The 22,641-nt window shown below is 43.6% G+C and carries 20 protein-coding genes; 6 read left to right on the forward strand and 14 right to left on the reverse strand.

Annotated elements, in window-relative coordinates; genetic code table 11:
* Positions 1-124: 124 nt before the first annotated feature.
* Both V7K44_RS30280 and clpS read right to left on the reverse strand, forming a co-directional pair.
* On the reverse strand, positions 125-958 hold the full coding sequence (locus V7K44_RS30280) for a CPBP family intramembrane glutamic endopeptidase (protein WP_334937348.1): 834 nt from the start codon (positions 956-958) through the stop codon (positions 125-127).
* Positions 959-1,029: 71 nt separating this feature from the next.
* Entirely contained in the window at positions 1,030-1,311 is a 282-nt protein-coding gene (gene clpS, locus V7K44_RS30285; protein WP_012410249.1) for an ATP-dependent Clp protease adapter ClpS, read from the reverse strand.
* Positions 1,312-1,606: 295 nt separating this feature from the next.
* On the opposite strand from clpS, the gene V7K44_RS30290 reads away from it, so the two are divergent.
* A complete protein-coding gene (locus V7K44_RS30290) occupies positions 1,607-1,972 on the forward strand; it encodes a hypothetical protein (RefSeq protein WP_334937468.1) in 366 nt (121 codons plus the stop codon).
* Positions 1,973-2,586: 614 nt separating this feature from the next.
* Here the strand turns inward: V7K44_RS30290 and V7K44_RS30295 are convergent.
* Positions 2,587-2,787: a hypothetical protein gene (locus V7K44_RS30295; RefSeq protein ID WP_094349495.1), complete on the reverse strand. Its 201-nt coding sequence runs from the start codon at positions 2,785-2,787 to the stop codon at positions 2,587-2,589.
* A 471-nt stretch (positions 2,788-3,258) separates the two neighbouring features.
* Between V7K44_RS30295 and V7K44_RS30300 the strand changes: the two genes are divergently transcribed.
* The 4 genes from V7K44_RS30300 (at position 3,259) to V7K44_RS30315 (ending at position 10,202) form a co-directional block, all read left to right on the forward strand.
* Complete coding sequence (locus tag V7K44_RS30300; protein ID WP_334872143.1) at positions 3,259-3,588, forward strand: STAS domain-containing protein; 330 nt, start codon at positions 3,259-3,261, stop codon at positions 3,586-3,588.
* A gap of 151 nt (positions 3,589-3,739) precedes the next feature.
* Positions 3,740-6,454 carry a TIGR03936 family radical SAM-associated protein gene (locus V7K44_RS30305; protein ID WP_334937351.1) on the forward strand — a complete coding sequence of 905 codons (2,715 nt, stop codon included), beginning with the start codon at positions 3,740-3,742 and terminating at the stop codon, positions 6,452-6,454.
* 941 nt (positions 6,455-7,395) lie between these two features.
* On the forward strand, positions 7,396-9,537 hold the full coding sequence (locus tag V7K44_RS30310) for an Rne/Rng family ribonuclease (RefSeq protein ID WP_334937353.1): 2,142 nt from the start codon (positions 7,396-7,398) through the stop codon (positions 9,535-9,537).
* An 8-nt stretch (positions 9,538-9,545) separates the two neighbouring features.
* Complete coding sequence (locus V7K44_RS30315; protein ID WP_334937355.1) at positions 9,546-10,202, forward strand: ribonuclease HII; 657 nt, start codon at positions 9,546-9,548, stop codon at positions 10,200-10,202.
* Between the two features lie 129 nt (positions 10,203-10,331).
* On the opposite strand, the gene V7K44_RS30320 is transcribed toward V7K44_RS30315, so the two are convergent.
* Together V7K44_RS30320 and V7K44_RS30325 are read right to left on the reverse strand one after the other, a co-directional pair.
* The gene (locus V7K44_RS30320) at positions 10,332-10,919 is read right to left on the reverse strand and encodes a DUF1997 domain-containing protein (RefSeq protein ID WP_334937357.1); all 588 of its coding nucleotides are present in this window, start codon (positions 10,917-10,919) and stop codon (positions 10,332-10,334) included.
* Positions 10,920-10,991: 72 nt separating this feature from the next.
* Complete coding sequence (locus V7K44_RS30325; protein WP_334937359.1) at positions 10,992-11,393, reverse strand: VOC family protein; 402 nt, start codon at positions 11,391-11,393, stop codon at positions 10,992-10,994.
* 197 nt (positions 11,394-11,590) lie between these two features.
* Between V7K44_RS30325 and pheA the strand changes: the two genes are divergently transcribed.
* Positions 11,591-12,466 carry a prephenate dehydratase gene (pheA, locus tag V7K44_RS30330; protein WP_334937361.1) on the forward strand — a complete coding sequence of 292 codons (876 nt, stop codon included), beginning with the start codon at positions 11,591-11,593 and terminating at the stop codon, positions 12,464-12,466.
* A gap of 126 nt (positions 12,467-12,592) precedes the next feature.
* Here pheA and V7K44_RS30335 read toward each other — a convergent pair whose 3' ends face one another.
* The 9 genes from V7K44_RS30335 to V7K44_RS30375 all read right to left on the reverse strand — a co-directional run bounded on the left by V7K44_RS30335 (position 12,593) and on the right by V7K44_RS30375 (position 22,246).
* Positions 12,593-13,240, reverse strand: a complete 648-nt coding sequence (locus V7K44_RS30335) for an LON peptidase substrate-binding domain-containing protein (protein WP_099099764.1) — start codon at positions 13,238-13,240, stop codon at positions 12,593-12,595.
* Positions 13,241-13,438: 198 nt separating this feature from the next.
* Positions 13,439-13,756 (reverse strand): 30S ribosomal protein S10, encoded by a 318-nt coding sequence (gene rpsJ / locus V7K44_RS30340; protein WP_008232935.1) that lies wholly within the window; start codon positions 13,754-13,756, stop codon positions 13,439-13,441.
* 184 nt (positions 13,757-13,940) lie between these two features.
* Positions 13,941-15,170, reverse strand: a complete 1,230-nt coding sequence (gene tuf, locus V7K44_RS30345) for an elongation factor Tu (RefSeq protein ID WP_322726971.1) — start codon at positions 15,168-15,170, stop codon at positions 13,941-13,943.
* A 23-nt stretch (positions 15,171-15,193) separates the two neighbouring features.
* Entirely contained in the window at positions 15,194-17,272 is a 2,079-nt protein-coding gene (fusA, locus tag V7K44_RS30350) for an elongation factor G (protein ID WP_334937364.1), read from the reverse strand.
* A 139-nt stretch (positions 17,273-17,411) separates the two neighbouring features.
* Positions 17,412-17,882, reverse strand: a complete 471-nt coding sequence (rpsG, locus tag V7K44_RS30355; protein ID WP_094331156.1) for a 30S ribosomal protein S7 — start codon at positions 17,880-17,882, stop codon at positions 17,412-17,414.
* A gap of 531 nt (positions 17,883-18,413) precedes the next feature.
* A complete protein-coding gene (rpsL, locus tag V7K44_RS30360; RefSeq protein WP_334937366.1) occupies positions 18,414-18,800 on the reverse strand; it encodes a 30S ribosomal protein S12 in 387 nt (128 codons plus the stop codon).
* A gap of 133 nt (positions 18,801-18,933) precedes the next feature.
* Positions 18,934-19,257 carry a HesB/IscA family protein gene (locus V7K44_RS30365; RefSeq protein ID WP_334937368.1) on the reverse strand — a complete coding sequence of 108 codons (324 nt, stop codon included), beginning with the start codon at positions 19,255-19,257 and terminating at the stop codon, positions 18,934-18,936.
* Positions 19,258-19,507: 250 nt separating this feature from the next.
* On the reverse strand, positions 19,508-19,927 hold the full coding sequence (locus V7K44_RS30370; protein WP_099099760.1) for a cupin domain-containing protein: 420 nt from the start codon (positions 19,925-19,927) through the stop codon (positions 19,508-19,510).
* A gap of 261 nt (positions 19,928-20,188) precedes the next feature.
* Positions 20,189-22,246 carry a phosphodiester glycosidase family protein gene (locus tag V7K44_RS30375; protein ID WP_442940726.1) on the reverse strand — a complete coding sequence of 686 codons (2,058 nt, stop codon included), beginning with the start codon at positions 22,244-22,246 and terminating at the stop codon, positions 20,189-20,191.
* Positions 22,247-22,641: the final 395 nt, after the last annotated feature.

Here is a 22,641-nt window from a genome sequence, read left to right on the forward strand (position 1 = left end):
AAATGGTTGATAAACTAATCTCAGTTGCACTCAATTTAATAAATCCTCAACATTTAAGAAACTGGTTTGCTAGTTGCTGCTACTGTACCTCATAAAAGCCGTAAATGCTGTAATATTTTTATTTTCATATATGAGGCGATCGCTCAGTTCGCCCCCGTATCCACAAAGCTAGTACACTCATTAACAACACCCCCATCACTCCTTGTAGGGGATTATTATTCACACCAGTTATCCAATCAGGAACCTGACCAGAATATTTCACTAATTTACCCACATTAATAATGTAGTAACCCCAAACTAAACCACCATGTAGACCAATTGGAAAACCCAAGCGTCCCCTACGCCAACGCTTTCCCCATACTTGCGTTAACCCCAGCAGTACTAAAGCTGGAAATTGCGGCAGTGTATGAATAATTGCCTCCAAGGGTTTAATAAAGTGCAATGTAGCAAACGCAGTTGCATCTGTCCACAGTGCCACACGCGGGCTGTAATCTCGTTGTAATTCATCTAACAACCAGCCTCGGAATAACAACTCCTCAGCAAATCCAACACCTAAGCCAACAAGTGAACCCTCTAAAACAACTTTCAGCAAAAAAACTTTCGGTTGTTGCCACACCAACCAACCCAACAAACTTTCTACCCCAAAAAGTATCAGAATATTAATTATCCCCAGAGCCAAGCCACGCAGTAAATTCACACCGTTTTGCCGCGTAAATTCTAAACCATAATGCCGCAGAATTTGGGGCTGCTGGTAGATATATTTACCCCATAGTCTCAGGAGGAAAATAAATATTGCATATAACAATACCAATGTCAATATACTTTCTAAGTTTGAATCATGCACTAGTAAGTATATTGGTGTAGCCAATGGCAACCATAGCAACAATAAAGTCAAAATAAAACAGCCCAGCCTAATGGGGGCAGGGCGTTCGGCTAAACGGAGAAAGTTTTTTTTCATACCAAGTAAGTCACCAATCACCAGTCAATGCTCTATATTTCGACAAATGACCAATGACAAATGACTAATGACTATTCATCAGGTTCAATTGTGCTACTTAAACCGTGACTTATCAATGTTTCGCAATAGAACTCAGCGTGTTCCAGAGCGCAAGTAATGACTAAAGCTAGCCCGTTAGTATGGGCTTCCATCATGATGCTCACAGCTTGGGGTTGGGTAAGGCTTGGTACAGTAGCGATTAGTGACTGTACAACATGCTCCATCGAGTTGTAGTCGTCGTTATGGAGCAAAACGCGATACCGAGGCGCGAGCTTGCGGGTTGTGGAAGGCTTTTGAATAGTTTCAACTGACACGGCTCTTTGCTCTTTTCTCGTTACTTCACTACAACAAAGTCTCTGTTTTGCGATCGCTCAACAGTTGTTTACCTATTCTATAGTATTTCTGCTCAGATACTATGCGAGGAAAACCCTTTGCTGGCAGGGATTGGTTGTATTAGTTTTGCGTAGCCACTTGATAAGGCACACGTCTAAGACATGGCTGCCGTAAGAGTGCTACCCTAATCTTACAGAAGCTTTCCTTAAACGTAGCGCATTTTCACTTTTAAGATTAAAGAAGTTGCAAGCAAAATAATCCTTGCCCCTGCCCAAGATGGACATGAGCCTAGATTTTCTTCAACCGGGACAAATTGTGTCTCTAGAGTATGGCGACAGGAACCTGTATGCAGAAGTCATTCAATTTGTAGTTTCCCGCCAGTTGTGCTGGGTGCGTCCTTTATTAATGGTTACTTTCATAGAAGAATCACCCCTAATTACTGATTTGCGAGATGCATCTGACTTACTTTGGCCTGCAAATTTATTTCGCCCAGCATTAGACACAGAAGTAATTACCTTCTTGAGCCAACTTTTAGCGAAAGAACCAAAAACTGAACCTGATTCAGTCGCAAAGCAGCAACTGAATCAGTTTATTCACCAACTTTGGCAAGCCTATCAAGAGGGATTGGTGATTGGGGATTAGGATGGGGCATTGGAAATAGACAACATAGAGACTTCTTGAATAATTCTTCCTTATCTTCCTTGTCCCCCTTGTCTTCCCAGTCCCCAGTCCCTAATTCCCAACATTTTTCATGCGTTGAAGACTGTGAAATTCGATTGCTACATCCTTCGCACCCGAAATTATTTTGTCCCTTCGTAAGGTGGATAATTCTGGTTAGCAGCGTGGTCAATCGCCTCATCCATCACCTGAAGGATATGACTATAAATCAGTTTCTCTGGCTCGTCAGCAGCCATATTGATGATATCAACTCCCTTAGCAACAAGTTCATTCCGCTTGTGGACAATTTCAGCAAACAGATTGGGAGGAATTTTTTTAGGCGTTTAGCGAACTGTATGGAAATTTTCGATGAATGCATAATGTAGAGGTTCACCAGCACAGTTTACGCCACCTTAAGTATTTAAATAATCAACCTCATAGAAAAAGACTAGCAATCATATCGCTCTTGTATCCCCCTGCTAAATTTAATTACGAATTACGTTAAGGAGTCATTGTAACCTTACAGAGAACCGAGCTACACACAACTTCTGTCTACGACACGCTGTTCGCGTTCGTAGAAAGCGTCATTATGAATTATTTTAAAATCCCAGGCTAGGAACCAACTGGATTCGTCCAGCATCCATCTCTGCCATTAATAATTCTAGGGCTTCGTAATCAACATCAGAAATGTAACCTAGTTCCGTCAGTTCTGAGTTGATTTCATTCTCTATCTCAGGAGTTAGTTTTTTAATGTCAAGAGCTTTTTCTACCAATTTACGAATAGCATACTGAGTTCTCATAAGTAATAACCCAACTGTAATATGACACTAATCATCCCAGATCAGCCTCAGTATAAAGAGTGATCCAAATACTAACTTAGTAGTGATATATATCACAATTTAACTAGTTAGATAGATAATTCACTATGACTTTGCCGTATGCCATCAGCAACGCTAAAGTGGGAGACTTAACCTAACGTTAAGGCTTGGCTAAATTAGCTTTAGTTATAGACTAAGCAAGGTTTATCAGCATAGTTACTGATAATTTGTCTGCTCTATGGCCGTCTATAGTTGATTGTTTTTGAAGTGACATAAAAAAAAAGTATATATAAACACATTTTAACCTGGAATTATAACAATCTTTAAACAGACATACTAAAGCAATAAAGATTCAGCAAAGAGAGCTCAGACGTATGGTCGATGCAACAAAATAGAGTTTATGTTCAAATAATCCTTAGCTTGACGCTTCAAAATTCTTAATAGGATGTAAATATGCAGGCAGTGCTTAACTATCCCAAAATTGCAGTTATTCGCCCCCAAGGGTGCTTAAATGCTGCAAACGCCTTGGAATTTGAACGAGATATGGCTACAGCGTTGGCGCAAAATGGTATTTCCACCTTGGTAGTAGACCTCGCAGCAGTAGAATCGTTAGACAGCGCGGGGTTGATGGCATTGTTATCTACACACAAGCTGGCTCTTACTTTAGGAAGAAGTTGCCAACTTAGCGCTGTTGCCCCACAAATTAGAATGATTTTTGAACTGACGCAACTTGATAGGGTATTTGAAATATTAGACGCTGAAGCCAAATTGGCCCAAACATAACTTTATGTAAAAGCACAAAGGTTCGGGCAATAATAAGTCGACTTTATGTAAAGGAGTTGTAAGTTGCAACGATAAAATCTGTTAGAAGACCTAATTCAATGCTAATGTTGGGTTTAGGTAGCTGTAATTAAGGTAGCTAGAAGATAGCACAGTGGTTGTTGCAGTTGAAAAATTAATAACGTCGGATATTTTAAAACCAGCACGTTACCTGGGTAACGAGCTATTAGCGGTACACAAACCTTGGGATACGGCAGCAATACGTTGGGTTTTAACCTACCCAGAAGTATATGAAGTCGGTGCATCTAATTTAGGGCACATAATCCTTTATAACGTCTTGAATGCCCAACCGCGTCAATTGTGCGATCGCGCCTACCTCCCAGGAAAAGACCTGGCAGCCAAACTACGCGAGACTAATACGCCATTGTTTGCGGTAGAGTCAAAGCGATCGCTGACAGAATTCGACATTTTAGGCTTTAGCCTCAGTTACGAACTGGGTGCAACTAATATCCTCGAAATGTTGGATTTGGCAGGAATTCCTTTGACGTGGCGAGAGAGGCAAGGGAGCAGCACTTCTCTACCAGAGGCTGCGCTCTGTTACCGAGGGGCAGAGGAGCAGGAAAGCAGAGAATCTACTGATACCCAGTCATCCTTTCCGTTGATTTTCGCTGGTGGGCAAACAGCGACATCAAATCCTGAGCCTTATGCTGACTTCTTCGACTTTATCGCCCTTGGAGATGGAGAAGAACTGCTGCCAGAAATTGGTTTGGTATTAGAAGAAGGCAAACAAGCAGGATTAAGTCGGGAACATCTGTTACTTGACTTGGCACAGATACCAGGCGTATATGTGCCTCAGTTTTACGATATGGCAGAGGATGGCTCAGTTCACCCTAATCGCCCAGATGTCCCGAAACGAATTCTGCGACGGGTTGCAACTCCCATACCAGCATATTCTATTGGTTTGGTTCCCTACGTAGAAACAGTGCACGATCGCTTAACCATTGAGATTCGGCGTGGTTGCACTCGTGGCTGTCGCTTCTGTCAACCAGGAATGCTGACTCGACCAGCACGGGATGTAGAACCTGAAAAGGTTGTAGAAGCAATTGAACAAGGTATGCGGGCAACTGGTTACAATGAGTTTTCCCTGCTATCTCTGAGTTGTTCTGATTATTTGTCCCTACCAGCAGTGGGGATGGAAATCAAAAATCGCTTAAAAAATGAAAACATTTCTCTGACTCTACCAAGCCAACGGGTAGACAGATTTGATGAGAATATTGCCAACATCCTGGGAGGTACAAGGCAAGGTGGACTGACTTTTGCTCCAGAAGCTGGTACTCAGCGGATGCGAGACATTGTGAATAAGGGGTTGACGAATGAAGAATTGTTGCGGGGAGTAAAAACCGCTTGGGAGCAAGGCTGGGATAAAATCAAGTTGTATTTTATGATTGGCTTGCCGGGTGAAACGGATGCTGACGTTGTGGGCATTGCGGAAACGGTAAGCTGGTTACAGCGAGAATGTCGAGGTAAGGGTAGAAAACCCCTAAACTTTAACCTGACAATTTCTAACTTTACGCCCAAGCCCCATACACCATTCCAGTGGCACTCAGTTTCTACCACTGAATTTAAGCGAAAACAAAACCTGTTACGGCAAGAATTCCGCCGAATAAAGGCAGTGAAGGTAAATTTTACCGATGTCCGCATTTCGGCAATGGAAGATTTTGTGGGACGAGGCGATCGCAATTTGAGCAAAGTAGTCCGCCTTGCCTGGGAATTGGGTGCAGGTATGGATTCTTGGTATGAAAATTTAGATCGAGCTTTTGGCGCTTGGGGATCTGCGATCGCCCAAGCTGATTTAGATTGGAAATACCGCCAAGTAGAAAATGGCGAATGGAATTTGTTTCACGCAGAAGCGTCCAAGGGCATAGAAGTAGAGGAGAATAGCCCACTCAGTACTCCCCACTCCCTCGATATTCCCCTACCTTGGGATCATATTGATACCGGGATTGACAAAAAGTGGCTCCAAGAAGACTTGCAACGCGCTCTAGAAGCTGCAATTGTACCAGACTGCTCTTTTGAAGGTTGTTCTCATTGTGGCGTCTGTGGCACCGATTTTGGGCATAACGTGGTGATTGAATCACCTGCTATCCCAAAATTTGCTGGCGAATTTGTCCCCAACACAACTAAGGCGCAAAGACTGCGAGTTTGGTTTGGGAAACAAGGTAATATGGCTTTAATGAGCCATCTTGATTTAATCCGTCTGTTTGACCGAGTTGTGCGACGAGCAGGCTTACCAATTGCTTTTACTGGTGGGTTTCATCCAATGCCACGCATTTCTCTAGCAACTGCTTTGGCTTTAGGGGCTACTAGCAGCGGTGAAATTGCAGATTTTGAGTTAACTGTGCCAGTGGAAGTTGATACTTTCCAAGAAAAGTTGGCTCGTGAAATGCCCACAGACATACCTATATATAATGTGGAGCAGATAGATTTAAAAGCTAGTGCCGCTACCCAACTGCTAGAGTCCGCAGAGTATTTAATTACTGTAGCAGCACTTGCAGAAACAACACCCATACAATGGCAAAACTGGATTGATACAATCAAAGCAAAAGAGGAACTTTGGTACGAGCAAATAACTAAATCAGGCAAGAGCCAGTTAATAAATCTGCGCGATCGCTTATTTGAACTGGAATTAGTAGAAAACTACAATTGCGTTGCAGAATCTATGTCATCTGTAATCCGTTATTTAGGTAGTTATCGTCAGGACGGTTTGCTGTTGCGTCCCGAACAAATCCTGTTTATGCTAGAGACAGTGGCTGGTGTAGAATTCCAACTTCTGCACATCCACCGCAATCGGCTAATTTTAGGGGTATAATCCCTGTAGGACAACTTGCTAGTAGTTGTCCTAAGATGGCAGCTCACAGGAATTGATTTTTAGCAAGGTTGCGTTAGAATAGGGTGAAGAGAAATTTTCTGGCGCTGCATTGAATTAGCTGGTTCACTACCCTGGTATTCAGGGGGCGAAAGCAAAGATATTAGAGTGCAACTTCTAGGATTTTATCCTAGACAAACAAAAAGCAGATTAAAGAATGCACACTCTCTCTATAGCTACCTTGTGAATCAGTAACTAACAGCAGGCTCGGTTAGCTTCTCTAAATCCATGCTTTTAAACAACTGCTGAATGTCTAATCCAGGTAGTGCCCAAGAGCTAGTGCATTACTTTTTTAGAGTTAAAGCAACGTACTGTCGGTTATGCCGACTTGTTGTAGACGTTCACGAGACGCGCAAAGCACTGTTTGTCTTAGGCTAGAGCGGCTCAAGGCAGGTTAGCAACTGGCGCAGCTGAGTATAACCCTAAGATAAATCCGGGGAATGGAAAATAGAAATAGTTTCTTTTTCTTAACCAATTCAGTAGGTTACTCTCAAATAAAGCATCCTGAGTTAGAATGCTCACTCAGGATTTAGAACTTTCAACTCAGAACTCTCAAGATTTGAGGGTATTGCATCACAAATCAACCACGGACGGTTGATTTAATTGCTTAAACGATATACAGCAGTTCTGGAATAATCAGCCGTAGAAACGCTCTTAAGAGCGCCAATAGCTATTTAACTTAGAAGCTCAGATTTGCGATTTTTATTATCAGTAGCGCCTTTTGAGGGTTGCGAGGGCAGCAAAAGTATAATATCAAACCGAGAAAACACTGGTAATTAAAACTGACGCGGAGACGCAAGTAGTTTTGAATTATTAAGTAATTAACCGGACTTGATACAACAAACCTCAAACCTGTAAGTGCTGCCAATTTTTGAGGAAATTGAATGCCGAAACAAATTATCATCGCGGAGCAGCACCAAATTGCTGCGGTTTTTTCTGAAGATCAAATACAGGAACTCGTTGTTGCTACGGGGCACCATCAAATAGGTGATATCTACTTAGGAGTAGTAGAAAACGTATTGCCTGGGATAGATGCAGCTTTTGTCAATATTGGCGACCCAGAGCGCAACGGTTTTATTCACGTTACCGACTTGGGGCCATTGAAGCTCAAGCGTACCGCAGCGGCAATTACAGAACTACTTGCACCACAACAGAAAGTTTTGGTGCAAGTAATGAAAGAGCCAACGGGGACAAAAGGTCCCAGGCTCACGGGTAACATTACCTTACCAGGACGCTACGTAGTACTGATGCCCTACGGTCGGGGCGTAAATTTATCCCGACGGATTAAAAGTGAAAGTGAGCGCAACCGCTTGCGAGCGCTGGCGATTTTGGTCAAGCCGGCGGGAATGGGTTTGCTTGTGCGTACAGAAGCAGAAGGCAAACCCGAAGAAGCGATTATGGAAGATTTGGAATTGCTGCAAAAGCAATGGGAGGCGATCCAGCAGGAAGCGCATTCCACCCGCGCTCCAGCACTGCTCAACCGAGACGATGACTTTATCCAGCGCGTATTGCGGGATATGTACGGCGCGGATGTAAATCGGATTGTCGTGGATTCCAGTACTGGTTTGAAGCGCGTCAAACAGTACTTGCAGAATTGGAGTGGCGGCCAAACACCGCAGGGATTGTTGATTGACCATCATCGCGATCGCTCTCCAATTTTAGAATACTTCCGCATCACTGCCGCGATTCGAGAAGCCCTGAAACCAAGGGTAGACCTACCTTCTGGCGGTTACATTATCATCGAGCCGACGGAGGCATTAACCGTAATCGATGTTAACTCAGGTTCGTTTACGCGATCGGCAACAGCTAGAGAAACAGTTTTGTGGACAAACTGCGAAGCGGCAACAGAAATTGCTCGCCAGTTGCGTCTGCGAAATATCGCCGGGGTGATCGTGGTTGATTTTATCGATATGGAATCGCGACGCGACCAACTACAAGTTCTGGAACACTTTAATAAAGCACTCAAAGCAGACAAAGCTCGTCCCCAGATTGCCCAACTTACCGAACTGGGTTTAGTAGAACTGACCCGCAAACGTCAGGGTCAAAATATTTATGAATTGTTTGGTGAAACTTGTCCCACCTGTGGCGGTTTAGGACATACTGTACGTCTGCCTGGAGAAATTGAAAACCGATTGCCAATACCGGCAGAGACACCAGAGCGCGAACGTTTTGTATCCTTACCTCACCGAGAACCACGTCAGCCATCTGCTCGTATCCCGGAACCACGAGAAACTTATGATGGATTTGGGGAAGCATTTGAGGGCGATTCGGAATTGAGCAACCTAAATCTGATCAATCATCCTAGTTATCAAGAACTTAATGATAAGCGCCGTACCCGCACTCGCCGCAGTCGAATTGGTGTCAATGGGTTAAACGGGAAAGATGAAGCTCGGATTGTTCCCAGCCCCCTAGCTTTTGTCAACGAGCCAGATTTAGACCTGGATGTAGAACCAGAACTAGGAGTTGCACCAGAAATTCCCTCACCCACCCTTGGTAAACCAGGCTGGAGTGAAAGAGTAGAGCGCACTAAAATTATCAAGGCAGAACCAATTAAGCCAGTGGTAGAACCACCGGAGATTAGAACTGTAGAAATGAGCCTCCAAGAACAGGATATATTTGCCTTGATGGGAATATCTCCCTTGGTGAAGTTAGAGCAAGAGGTGAAAAATACCAAGTCTGTGATTATTAATGTGATTCAGCCCGGTCAACAGCCAACGGCCCCAATTGAATCAACCTCAGAATCAACTATTGTCCAAAAAGCAACACCTGAAATAATCACTATTGCCCAAAAGGCAACACCTGAAATAATTGCAAGCAAAATACCGACACCAAAAGTTATTGAGCCAGAACAAAAATCTTTGATCGAAGAGACAACTGAACCACCATCGGAGTTAACTGTGAATCCTTCGGGACGCTTGTCTGCGAAAGCCGCCGCGAACGAGATCGCAGATGAAAGTGAAGCTAATAGTAGCGCCACAGCCAGCCGCCGCCGCCGCCGCCGTTCCTCAGCAATCGAAGATAATTAATTTGCTTTATGGTAGAAACATCACCAACGCCTTTGGAACAATCCACTTGGCTGGAGTTTTCTACCTTGTCAGAGATTCTAGGGTTGGTTGCAGGTGTGGATGAAGTAGGGCGAGGTGCTCTATTTGGGCCGGTCGTGGCGGCAGCAGTGATATTACCAGATCGGGCTTTGCCAATACTGATGGCAGCTAAAATCAAAGACAGTAAAAAGTTGTCTATTTCTCGGAGAACTGAGCTAGCGCAGCTAATTTGTGAGCTGGCTATAGACTGGAAAATTGGGTTTGCTTCTACTGCCGAAATTGACAAGATAAATATTTTGCAAGCGACGTTGTTAGCAATGAAGCGGGCTGTGCTGAAGTTAAAGGTACAGCCTGCACTTTGCTTAATTGACGGCAATCAGTCAATCAAAGATTTGCTATTACCGCAACAAACAATAGTCAAAGGGGATGAGCGATCGCTCGCTATTGCCTCTGCTAGTATTGTTGCTAAGGTTTGGCGTGACGATCTGATAATGCGTCTAGCATTAAAATACCCTATGTACAACCTGGAGTGTAACAAGGGTTATGGTAGCCAGCGACATTTGCTGGCTTTGCAACAATATGGGCCGTCGCCTCTGCATCGTCAGTCTTTTCGTCCTTGCCAAATCAAAGGTCTGAATGTTGAGTGATTGAAGAAGAATTCAGAATTCAGAATGAATTAGTGGGAATTCAGTCGTGCCACTAATTACAGAATTCAATTCTGTAGCTTGCTTCCCTGAAAGGGTATTCTGGCTCTTGAATTCTGTTTGTTAAAATAATTACTCAGCATTCAGAATTGGGAATTCAGTACTATCACTGTCAAGTCCTCTATCTTTGGTTTGTGATATCACCCAGTAGCGATAATCCGTCAAAAGTTGATTCAATAACCGTTGCTTGACCGACAACAGTACGCTTTTAAGCAAACCATTGCCAGTAGCTTCTAAAATCGGCTTAGGAGTAAAGGAAAATGGCGGTGGGAAATCCACCACCACTTCTAAATCAGCTTTTCCTTGCAGGCGAGTGCCAGTGCTAAACTCTTTGGGAGACAAATAGCCTTTTAAATTGAGAGCAAAGCGCTGGTTAATATACTCGAAACCTAAAATTTCACAGTTTAGCGATCGCAAATAAATTATTCCATTTGATTCGGCCCAGACTCTCATGTCTACAGTAGGTTGAATACTCAGTGACATAAAAGTCAGCGGACGCATTTTCAAGCGAAATACTTCTTCAGAAAGCTGCTGAATTCGGCTATTATCAACCAAGGCCTTAACCAGGCGTTGAGGCTGACGCAAGTAGTGCTGAATGGGAATAGGCTGCTCTGGAACAGCGATTTCCACTGATTGGGAGGCAGTAAACTTGGTAGCCATGAATTGAAGGAAGTAATTGTTTGATACTTCTATTATTGATTAATTTATTATGTTTATTTTTTTTAATTTAGTTTACATTTGGCTAGCAATTTCAACAATAATTCCATCCAAATCACGGACATAAGCTACTGTTTGTCCCCAAGGCTTAACTTTGGCATCTACAACAATCACAGCACCAGCTTCTATGGCACGCGATAAAGCTGCTGTTATATCGTCTGTTACAAAAGCAATCTCCATACCAGCAGGTAGATTTGAGAGACTGTTTTCTTGGAATCCTTGGGGAAGGTTAGATTTTGCAAGTTCATTTGAGGCGAAAGCAAGAGTTGTTCCACCCGTTTCCATCTCGGCGTATTGTTGACTCTCGTGAATAAACTGCTGTTTCAGTCCAAACGCCTTTTCATAAAAAGCGACCGATTGAGCAACATCCTTTACATAGAGAATTGTGTAGAGAACTTCATAATCTTTATTTCTCACTGAAATCAAGCTAGTACATTTGCTCTACTTAGTCAAGTACCCACAGCGTTGTACAGGTATAAAGTGTATAATTACACTATCTAAAAGATTGATACTTAATTAAATGAATCAAATTAAACTAATATTCTTGGTCAATAAAGAAAGGCTGGGTCTACTCACGATATAGTCTATAAATTGAACAGATAGCTACTAAACACATGACTATATCGATCGCACATTTAGGACCTCCCGGCACTTACACAGAGCAAGCAGCTGTTTTTTATGTCAACTGGCTAACTAGAACTACGGGAGTTGAAGCTAGGTTATGTCCCTATCCCACCATCCCTCAATCACTGCACGCCGTTGCTGATGGTCAAGCTCACTTGGCTGTTGTGCCAGTAGAAAATTCTATTGAAGGAAGTGTGACTACAACAATGGATACACTATGGCAGTTGGACAATTTGCGAATTCAGTTGGCTTTGGTATTACCCATTGCCCATACATTAATTTCTTGCGCGTCTAATTTAGATAAGATTAAAACTGTTTATTCTCACCCGCAAGCTTTGGCACAATGTCAGGGATGGTTAGAGCGGTTTCTCCCAACTGTACAGATTATTCCCAGCAATTCCACAACCGAAGCACTACAGCGATTGGAGCAAGAGACAACAACAGCAGCGATCGCTTCTAGTAGAGCTGCTCAACTCTACAATCTGCCGATACTTGCTAGTGGTATCAACGACAATCCAGAAAACTTTACTCGTTTTTGGGTAGTAAGTCAGGGTGAGGTGGACGCTGGATACCAAGCAACAAAAGCACCTGCTAGTCACACATCGCTGGCTTTTAGTATGCCTGCCAACACACCCGGAGCATTGGTCAAACCTTTGCAAATATTTGCTCAACTAGGGATTAACCTCAGCCGGATTGAATCTCGTCCTACGAAGCGATCGCTAGGCGAATACTTGTTTTTCATGGATTTAGAAGCGGATGCCAAGGAAGCACAAATGCAATCTGCTTTAGCAGAATTAACTATCCACACAGAGATTTTGAAAATTCTTGGCGCTTACAATGTTTTACCGATCGGCACCGTTACTTAAGAAGTTAGGAGTTCTCATTTAGGATTTACAAATTATCAGCCAGGAAATATAAATTATAAGTTGTCGATCTTTTATTTTTGTTTTTTCTTCCTAACTCCTCACTTTTAACTCCTAACTCTTAACTCCTCACTTTTCACTAAATGTATCTTTGAGAACAGCGCGAGCTGCCAAGTGATTCCGAGTAGAAGTTAAAATTTCTGCTTCTCGCTCTAGACGAGTTACAGTATCTTGCATTTCTAATAATAATTGCTGCTCTGCGGCGACACCATAAAGGTTACTGGCTACCCAATAAGATAATTCTGTAGGTAGATCGGGCAAATCTTCTGGCAATTCGATATTTTGTTCGGTTAATTTAGCTGATAGACGCACAACATCTCGCAGTAGTTGTTCTACTTCAGAAGATAAAGGTCGCAAGTCTTTAGTTGGTGGTTGATCTTCAATCCACTCCACTAAACCAACGCGGTATGGCTTTTCACGAACATACTCTAAGACACGAAATCTTTGCTGCCCTAAAGTCATCATCTTGATCCGATCGTCTGGCAGCCTTTGGTGATGAATGATTTCGGCACAGCAACCAGTGTTTGCAATTGTACCTTTGACTGGATCAAACATTAAAACACCAAACCTGCGATCGCTCTCCAAAATCGTGTTCATCATGATTCGGTAGCGAAATTCAAAGATGTGCAGGGGTAATGGCCTGGTAGGAAACAGAACTACTTCGGGTAACGGGAACAGAGGTAGTTCGCGAACTGCAATTTTAGAAGATGATGTCATTGTTACTTTGGTATAAACTTAATCTTTAAAATTTCTTTTTCTCTGCTTTTCCCGTACTTTATCTACATTCTATCATTTGTTTTCTAGCTAAATAAAAGCCCTGAGATATATTTCTTCAGGGCTGTGTAAATATTCATACTAATGTCCTTTGTCCTTCGTCCTTTGCTAATGACAAATGACCAATGACTAATGACTAAATTAAAGTTTGACTTCAATATCTACGCCTGATGGTAGATCCAATTTCATCAGGGCATCAATAGTCTTAGAGGAGGGCTGGTAAATGTCAATAATCCGGCGATGAGTACGGGTTTCAAAGTGCTCCCGTGAATCTTTATCTACGTGGGGCGATCGCAGTACACAATAGATTCGGCGTTTTGTTGGTAAAGGAATTGGGCCTATGGCTGTAGCGTTAGTGCGGTTAGCGGTGTCTACAATCTTCTCGCAAGATGTATCTAATAAGCGCCTGTCAAAGGCTTGTAAGCGAATTCTAATCTTCTGCTGCTGTAGAGTTGCCATCTTTAATTTTCCAGGTTCTGCGTAATTAGGGGAGTATTTATTGGTTAAAGGTTACAAGTTATAGGTTACAGAAAACTATGACCTGTCCCCTGTAACCTATTACCTTATTTATAGAGGGAAGAGAAAAGAGCAGAGAGGCACAATAAATACCATCTACTGCTCCTTTGTTATGAGCAAAAAGGTGCTACTTGATAATTTTGGAGACGACACCAGCACCGATGGTGCGTCCACCTTCGCGGATAGCGAAGCGCATTCCTTGTTCAATCGCGATCGCGTTGATCAATTCTACTGTCATCTTGATGCGATCGCCTGGCATCACCATTTCTACTTCTTTGCCTTCATCGGAGGTGTAAGCTTTGATGGTGCCAGTTACATCAGTTGTCCGCACGTAGAACTGGGGACGGTAGCCAGCGAAAAATGGAGTCTTACGACCACCTTCTTTTTCTGTTAGGACATAAACCTCACCTTCAAATTCATTGTGAGGTTTAATCGAACCAGGTTTGGCGATGACCATACCCCGTTCAATATCAGCCTTCTGGATACCCCGGAGTAATACACCAGCGTTATCTCCAGCCATACCTTGGTCGAGACTCTTCTTGAACATCTCAATACCAGTTACGGTAGTGGCGCGAGTATCTCTGATACCCACTAGTTCAACGTTATCGCCAACTTTGACTACACCGCGCTCAATCCGACCGGTGGCGACAGTACCACGACCTGTAATTGAGAAAACGTCTTCTACAGCCATCAGGAAGGGTTTATCAACATCCCGCTCAGGAGTGGGGATGTAAGAATCTACAGCATCCATCAGTTCATAGATTTTGTCTACCCACGGATTTTCACCGCGTTTGGTCTTGGGATTCTTAGTCATTGCTTCTAGAGCTTGCAAACCAGAGCCTTTGACGATGGGGATATCATCGCCAGGGAAATCATAGCTGCTTAACAGTTCTCTCAGCTCTAGTTCTACTAGTTCCAAGAGTTCTGGGTCATCCATCAAATCTTCTTTGTTCAAGAAGACAACCAGACTGGGAACGCCTACCTGTTTTGCCAACAGGATGTGTTCGCGGGTTTGGGGCATAGGGCCATCGGTAGCAGCAACTACGAGGATACCTCCGTCCATTTGGGCAGCACCGGTGATCATGTTCTTCACATAGTCAGCGTGTCCTGGACAGTCTACGTGAGCATAGTGCCGACTTTCGGTTTCATACTCTACGTGAGCCGTATTGATGGTAATACCGCGTGCCTTTTCTTCTGGGGCATTATCAATTTGGTCGTAGCCCTTAGCTACAGCTTGACCAAGAGCTGCCAATGTCAGGGTGATGGCTGCTGTCAAGGTAGTTTTACCGTGGTCAACGTGGCCAACTGTACCGATATTAATGTGGGGTTTATTCCTTTCAAACTTTGCGCGTGCCATGAATGCTCATTTCCTTATTTTAACTAAGCGTTCCCTTTGCTTTTTGCAATGATAGTTTCAGCTACGCTGCGAGGCACCTCTTCGTAGTGGCTGAACTCCATCGTGAAGGTACCCCGACCTTGCGTTTTTGACCGGATATCAGTGGCGTAGCCAAACATACTCGCTAGTGGAACTTTTGATGTTACCTTAGCAAGTCCCTTTTCGGTGCTTTGGCTTTCAATCTGCCCTCGACGGGTGTTGAGGTCGCCAATGACGTTACCCATATAGTCTTCAGGAACTTCAACTTCAACTTTCATCATAGGTTCTAAGATGACAGGTGAAGCTTTTAGCACAGCCTCTTTCATCGCCATTGAGCCAGCGATTTTGAAAGCCATTTCTGAAGAGTCTACATCGTGGTATGACCCATCAATTAGCGTCGCTTTAACGTCAATCAATGGATATCCAGCTAGAACACCGGATTCGCAGCTTTCTTTCATTCCTTGTTCTGCGGGGCCAACGTACTCTTTAGGTACTGTACCGCCGGCAATTTTGGAAACGAATTCAAAGCCAGTACCGGGTTCTCCAGGCTCCAAATTGATCACAACGTGACCGTATTGACCTTTACCACCACTTTGGCGGATGAATTTGCCTTCAACTTTGTTCACAGCTTTCCGAATTGTTTCTCGGTAAGCTACTTGTGGCGCACCTACATTCGCTTCCACCTTGAATTCTCGTAACATCCGGTCTACTAGAATTTCTAGGTGTAGCTCTCCCATTCCCGCGATCACGGTTTGGTTTGTTTCGGGATCGACGCGGACACGGAAGGTGGGGTCTTCTTCTGAGAGAGATTGCAGAGCCTTGGACAGCTTGTCCATATCGTTCTTGGTTTTGGGTTCAACCGCCACCGAGATCACAGGCTCAGGAATGAATAGGGATTCCAGAATTACTGGCGATCCATCATCACAGAGCGTGTCACCTGTCAAGGTGTCTTTCAATCCCAGAGCTGCTCCCAAATCACCCGCTCGCAGTTCATCAACATCTTGCCGATCATCTGCCTTCATTAGAACTAAGCGGGAAATCCGTTCTTTTTTATTCTTACTAGCGTTGAGAACGTAGCTGCCCTTTTTCAGGACACCAGAATAAACGCGAACAAATGTCAGGCGACCGTAAGGGTCAGCCATAATCTTGAATGCCAGAGCCGCTAGGGGTTCGTTGTCATCAGCCCGCCGCTCAATAGTATCGCCATTGGGCAGTAAGCCTTGAATTGGCGGTACTTCACTTGGCGCTGGCAGGTAATCTACAACGGCATCCAGCATCAACTGTACGCCTTTGTTTTTGAATGCCGAACCGCAAAGTACTGGTACAATTGTCCCCGCAATTGTGCCTTTACGCAGGGCAGTCCGAACTTCCTGTTCTGTAAGTTCTTCGCCCTCGAAGTACTTAGCCATCAGAGCATCATCGGTTTCTGCCGCAGCCTCTATTAGCTTGGTACGGAATTCGTCTACCTGCGCTTGTAGTTCTTCTGGGATATCAGTTTCCTGAATATCGGTTCCTTGGTCATTAGCGTAAATATACGCACGTTGCCCTACTAGGTCAACGATACCTCGGAAGTCGTTTTCACTACCAATTGGTAGTTGAATGGCGATCGCATTCGCCCGCAGGCGATCGCGAATTTGCTCGTGAACTTTATAAAAGTTCGCTCCGGTGCGATCCATCTTGTTGATAAAGGCGATCCGAGGAACTTTGTAGCGTTCTGCTTGCCGCCACACTGTCTCAGACTGCGGTTGCACGCCGCCCACAGAACAAAATACTGCGATTACGCCATCCAACACGCGCATGGAACGCTCAACTTCAATCGTGAAGTCTACGTGACCCGGAGTATCGATAATGTTAATTTGATGATCTTTCCAGCTGGTACTGATAGCAGCCGCAGTAATGGTAATTCCCCGCTCCCGCTCTTGCTCCATCCAGTCTGTGACGGCAGTTCCTTCATGAACTTCGCCAATTTTATGAATTATCCCAGAGTAAAATAATATTCTCTCTGTTGTTGTTGTTTTGCCCGCATCTATATGCGCCGCAATACCAATGTTGCGTACTTTGTCTAGCGGGATCGTGCGTGCCACAGCTACCTCCTATAGTTTTTGCCTCATGATATCTTGTATATTACTCTTTGTTAAGATTCTATACTTTTACGGAAAACCGTCTTTGTTTTTGTAAATCCACGATATACCGCTTCGGCAAGACGATATATCGCTTTTTTACTTAATAACGATAGTGAGCAAATGCTTTGTTAGCTTCTGCCATCCGGTGCGTTTCTTCGCGTTTCCGAATCGCATTGCCAGTTTCGTTAGCAGCATCCATTAACTCATTTGCCAATTTACTTGCCATTGTCCGCCCTGGTCTAGACCGGGAATATTGCACTAACCAACGCAGTGCTAGGGTAGTGCCCCGTTCTGTACGCACTTCCATTGGTACTTGGTAGGTTGCTCCACCTACTCGCCGAGCTTTTACTTCTACTAAAGGCGTGGCATTTCGCACTGCTCTTTCAAAGGTTTCTAAAGCACCGTTACCAGTGCGTTCCTCAATAGTTTTCAATGCTTCATAAACAATTCGGGCGGCAAGTGATTTCTTGCCATGACGCATGATCCGCCTGATAATCATGCTCACAAGGCGACTGTTATATACAGAGTCAGACGGAACTGGGCGCCTTTGAATAACACCACGACGAGACATACTTCACCTTTAATTCGGAATTTGGCAACGAAATTATATGCTATCAGACACCGGAAACCAAAAGCTGTGGAACCCAACCCTCAGACTTTTTCAATTTTGTTTTCGACTGTTGCAGTAAGGCTGACCTATTGACTGCCAATTTTGGATTAGAATTTTTGGTAGACGTTCCGACCACAAGGATTGGAAAAAATCAAAAGTCTGTAAGCCTCATCCCTTGTGGGTTCGACCAATCCAAAATTGCAAATCTAAAATCTAAAATTCATTGACTTGCTACTTGCAACTAAATACTCACGGTGACAAGATTCTAAACCTTAATGTTCAGATGAGAATTATGCTGTGGGTTACAGCCTTCTCCTCAGAACTTCTACACTTGCTCGCTTAGTGTAGGTGTAGCTTGCTTGATTTTTTTTAACAGACTTGAGCAGCTTTCATAACTGCTCTTAGAACACAGACCCTGATAGTTTTGTTTTTGTCCTTGAGCGTTTTTAAGGTAAACGATTAATCGTGTTGGGTGCGATTAATCGCCTAATCCTATTTTTTCGCTGCTGCTTTTGGACGCTTGGTTCCATACTTGGAACGCCCTTGCTTGCGGTCTTTGACTCCGGCTGTATCTAGGGTGCCACGGATAATGTGGTATCTCACGCCTGGTAGATCCTTAACCCGACCGCCACGAATCATCACAACTGAGTGTTCTTGTAAGTTGTGACCAATCCCTGGAATGTAAGCTGTGACTTCAAATCCAGAGGTAAGTCTGACTCTTGCTACTTTACGTAGGGCTGAGTTAGGCTTTTTTGGTGTGGTCGTGTATACTCTGGTACAAACTCCCCGACGTTGGGGACATTGTTTCAGAGCAGGGGACTTGGTTTTCTGACGCGCTTGTTCGCGCTCATTTCGTATTAGCTGCTGTATTGTTGGCATGAGTTACAGCGCGTAAAGCTGCTTATGGTCTAAGTTTTAACAAATCCTGATTATATCTTTTTTTACGGCTTTATGTCAATTGTTATTTTTACTTAGGGATCAAACATCTGTTTTTTGACTAATTGTTCAATCATTAAGGACTCAAGGAGAAGGAATTGCCACAGCCACAGGTAGCGATCGCTTGGGGATTGTGGAAGCGAAAACCACCACCCATTAAGTCTTCTGAATAATCAACTCTCAAACCGTTGAGGTAATTTAAGCTTGCGGCATCTATGACCACTTGAATCTCATCCAAGTCGAAAACCTGGTCGTCTACTTTTATTGCTTCATCGAAGGACATATCATAAAAGAACCCGGAACAACCACCTGGTTTTACTGCCAATCGAAACAAAACATTTGACTGCTTGGACTTTATTCGCCCAATCTCACTTACGGCTGCTTGACTCAGATGAATCATGGAACTCGTTTTTTGCAATTGAATACCCCATCTTCCATTTTACAGATAGGTTGACCCTTGCTTGTGCAAAATTCCAAATCACCAAAGGCATGAGCGCGATCGCTATTACTACATTTATAACACTAACATATTTCAGTCCCCACCTTAACTAGGTAGGGACTTCTGGGGTGTAGTAGTTGGTTTACAAAGATGGTTTACACAAAAATGTATTCAGCTTTGGGATTAGAACTTTAATAGCTTTCTTTTGGTTTTAATCTTTGGTACGGGCATAGTCATCTTGGTAGCGAATAATATCATCTTCTCCCAAGTATTCGCCATTTTGGACTTCAATCAATACCAAGGGGATCACGCCAGGATTCTCTAAACGATGAGATGTACATTGGGGTACATAAGTTGACTCATTATTGCTCAGTAGTACTTCTTTCTCACCACAAACTACTCTAGCTGTACCAGAGACAACAATCCAATGTTCGCTGCGGTGATGGTGCATTTGTAGACTGAGGCGGTGTCCAGGCTTAACTTCGATGCGCTTAATTTTGTATCCGCGCCCTTCTTCTAAAACTGTAAAAGCACCCCAAGGACGTAATTCAGTTGCAGCAACGCCCCTGGAAGTTATGGTTGGAGGGAGGTGTAGAGTTTCAGTCTGTGTAGTTTCTTGATATCGAGCCATAGTTACCTCATTTGAAGACATAACAAACCGTTGGTACTCTTAATTATTGATAAAAAATCTGGCGCTATCTTGCAACCTTGAAAATCAGCAATTTTGTCGCACTTTGATAAACATAGCAAAATCAAACCTTATGGTGTAAACCATCACTACTAAAATTCTGATGTCTACACCAAGTCTTCATCAAGCAAAATGACAGCTTGTTCTAAACTTTAAAAAGTGACTGGGGATTTGGGACTGGGGATTGAGTTTTTTTCTATTACCTCATTTTCGTGGTTGTAGGAAAATACCAATTCCGTTGTGAACACGAGCAGCGGTACTGGGCGATCGATCGAGTAGTTGCCCTCCTAAGTAGAGGCTGGTAGAACTACCACCATCCAAATTTAGGGCATCTACACAGCCCATCTGTTGCATCAATTGGGCGTGTTCTGCCAAATTAGGCCCATAACCGCCGACACGATTATGTGTGGCAGTAATCATCAGCGTGCCTGTTGCCGTTGTGCAAATACCGCTACGAATAGCTTTTTCGGCAATAAAGGCATTGCTGAATTTTTCGGTTTTGGCATCAAGGACAACTTGACGATTTTGGATTAGTAGCGGCCCAGCCCCGATAATGTGGGGATAACGACTAAAATCAGCTGGAGTAGTGGCGCTGGAAATGCTTACTGTGTTTCCAATAGGTAGCTGGGAGGCAGCACTAGTAGCGTTAGCGCGTAAAGTTAGCAGGTAGCCATCCTGGGGAATGGGAACCGCAGCTGCACCAACTTTGCCGCCTGGTAACTGTTGAGTAATTTGGTCTTTCTGTACCACTAAAATAATTTCGTTATCTGTTAGGGGCGTGTAAGTTGATCCCCAAGCTTGGGTATAACGAGCAATGCCACTCTGGACGTAACCACTATTGAGAAACAGAATTGGTAAGCGCTGGTCATTTGCCGTGATTAAAGTTTCTTCTAAGGTGAGACGACCGAAGTAAAATTGGCCTGAATCATTCCAAGCGATCGCACCCCGGTTCAGAATCGGGCCTGATAACCATTGACTATCTCGACGAATCGCACCCAATGGCAATTTATTATTACGGTTAAAATAACCACCATTAATTCCAGCGACAGCTAAGTAACGTTGTGCTGTTTGAATTAAGGGAGCAGTACCCGCAAGCCCATCAAGACTAGCCCACATAGGTTTCAAGGTTAGCCCAAATTTGCGGGGATTAACTTCTAACCAGACCACTGGAAAACGTTCTGTGCCTAAGCTGACATAATGCTGTCGCCAGCGCAATCCTGGGGCCCAAGTAATATCCCGTTCTTCTAAAGGATCGGGTCGAATATCGATAATCAGGCGATTGGGGTTAGTGACAGTACTAACTTGGGGCGATAGACCAAAGGGAACGCTCAGACTGATAATCGTTTGGTTTTTCACCACCTCCACTTTTTGAATCAGTGGTTCAGGGGCTGGTGGTATTGGTTCTGTTGGTGTAGCTGGTGATAGTTGTTTGAGCAGGTTTGGCAGTAATGTTGGTGGTGTTACTGGTGGCTGGGGGGTATAGCGTTCTATCAAAACGGGATCGGCTATTCCATCCAGGGTAATTGTCCACTGTCTATTTGGCGGTGTGGTGGCTTTGGGAGTTGGCGTGTCTGGATCGGAAGATGGAGTTTGCAATTTTGCGATCGCTGACCCTTGTGCAACTTGCCAGGGAGTAGGACGATCTAAATCGACAAGAATCCGAGACTGTTGCAAAGGGGTACTCGCTTCTGGAGGTTCCTGACTCTGAACAATATTTGTGATTTGTGTTTTTGGGGTAGCAATCACCAAAGTGTTGCCATTAGCTTGAATTTGCCAGCCAGATGTTTGAGCAAAATTAGTGATATCCAGATAGCGATATGCTCCTAGTAGGCTGGTGGTCAGTACCAGTGGCTTTGTCGCCGATGAAAACCACTGTATTGGTTGCTTCGCTGAATTACTACTGTTTAAGAAATTTACTCCAATTAATTGCCTAAATGCCCCATCACTAATATTGGTTGTCACTTGGCCAGATTTTCCAGGTCGCTGTAACCAAGTTCCTGGTAAAGTACGACCATTGAGGAAAATTTGATTCCCAGAGGATGCTACACCTGTTAAAGGAGGTGCAGGTGACTGTGAGATCAACCTGGGTATAAATTTGGTGGTTTTCGGGGACTCTTGGGCGTTGGTAGCAAAAGTAGTCGTTAAGCACAGTACTGTTAAAAGTATTGGTGACACAGTAGCCCGGAAAAATCTGCAAACGCCAAGGGCGATCGCAGAGCCATCGCTAATCTCTGATTGGCAACAATTCGGCATTTTTACCATAATTTACTAGGTACTTTGGAAAACTATTACCCAAGGTTTAAACTAACCAATTATTTGGAAATATAAAGGAAACATGACTTTATTTTTGAATAAATATGGTAATCTATATATTGGCTAGTTATCTCTTTTAGACACACACTAATTTATTTAGACGCTAAAGCCACTGCAACCAAGCTTTTTAACTCTCACTAATTCTAACCACACTATATACGGTAGTTTTAGTTATCAAAATTGGATTAAGATATTTAATCCTAACTGAATTTTGCTACTGTTATTACTTAAGAAATGTCTAGTTAATAGTAATACATGCGGCAACTGGTAAGCGGCAAAATTCTAGACAACAACAATATTTGGGAATTGTCAAATGGGTATATATTGTAATACGCTGATTTTAT

This window comes from Nostoc sp., from assembly GCF_036917235.1.
Lineage (GTDB): Bacteria > Cyanobacteriota > Cyanobacteriia > Cyanobacteriales > Nostocaceae > Nostoc.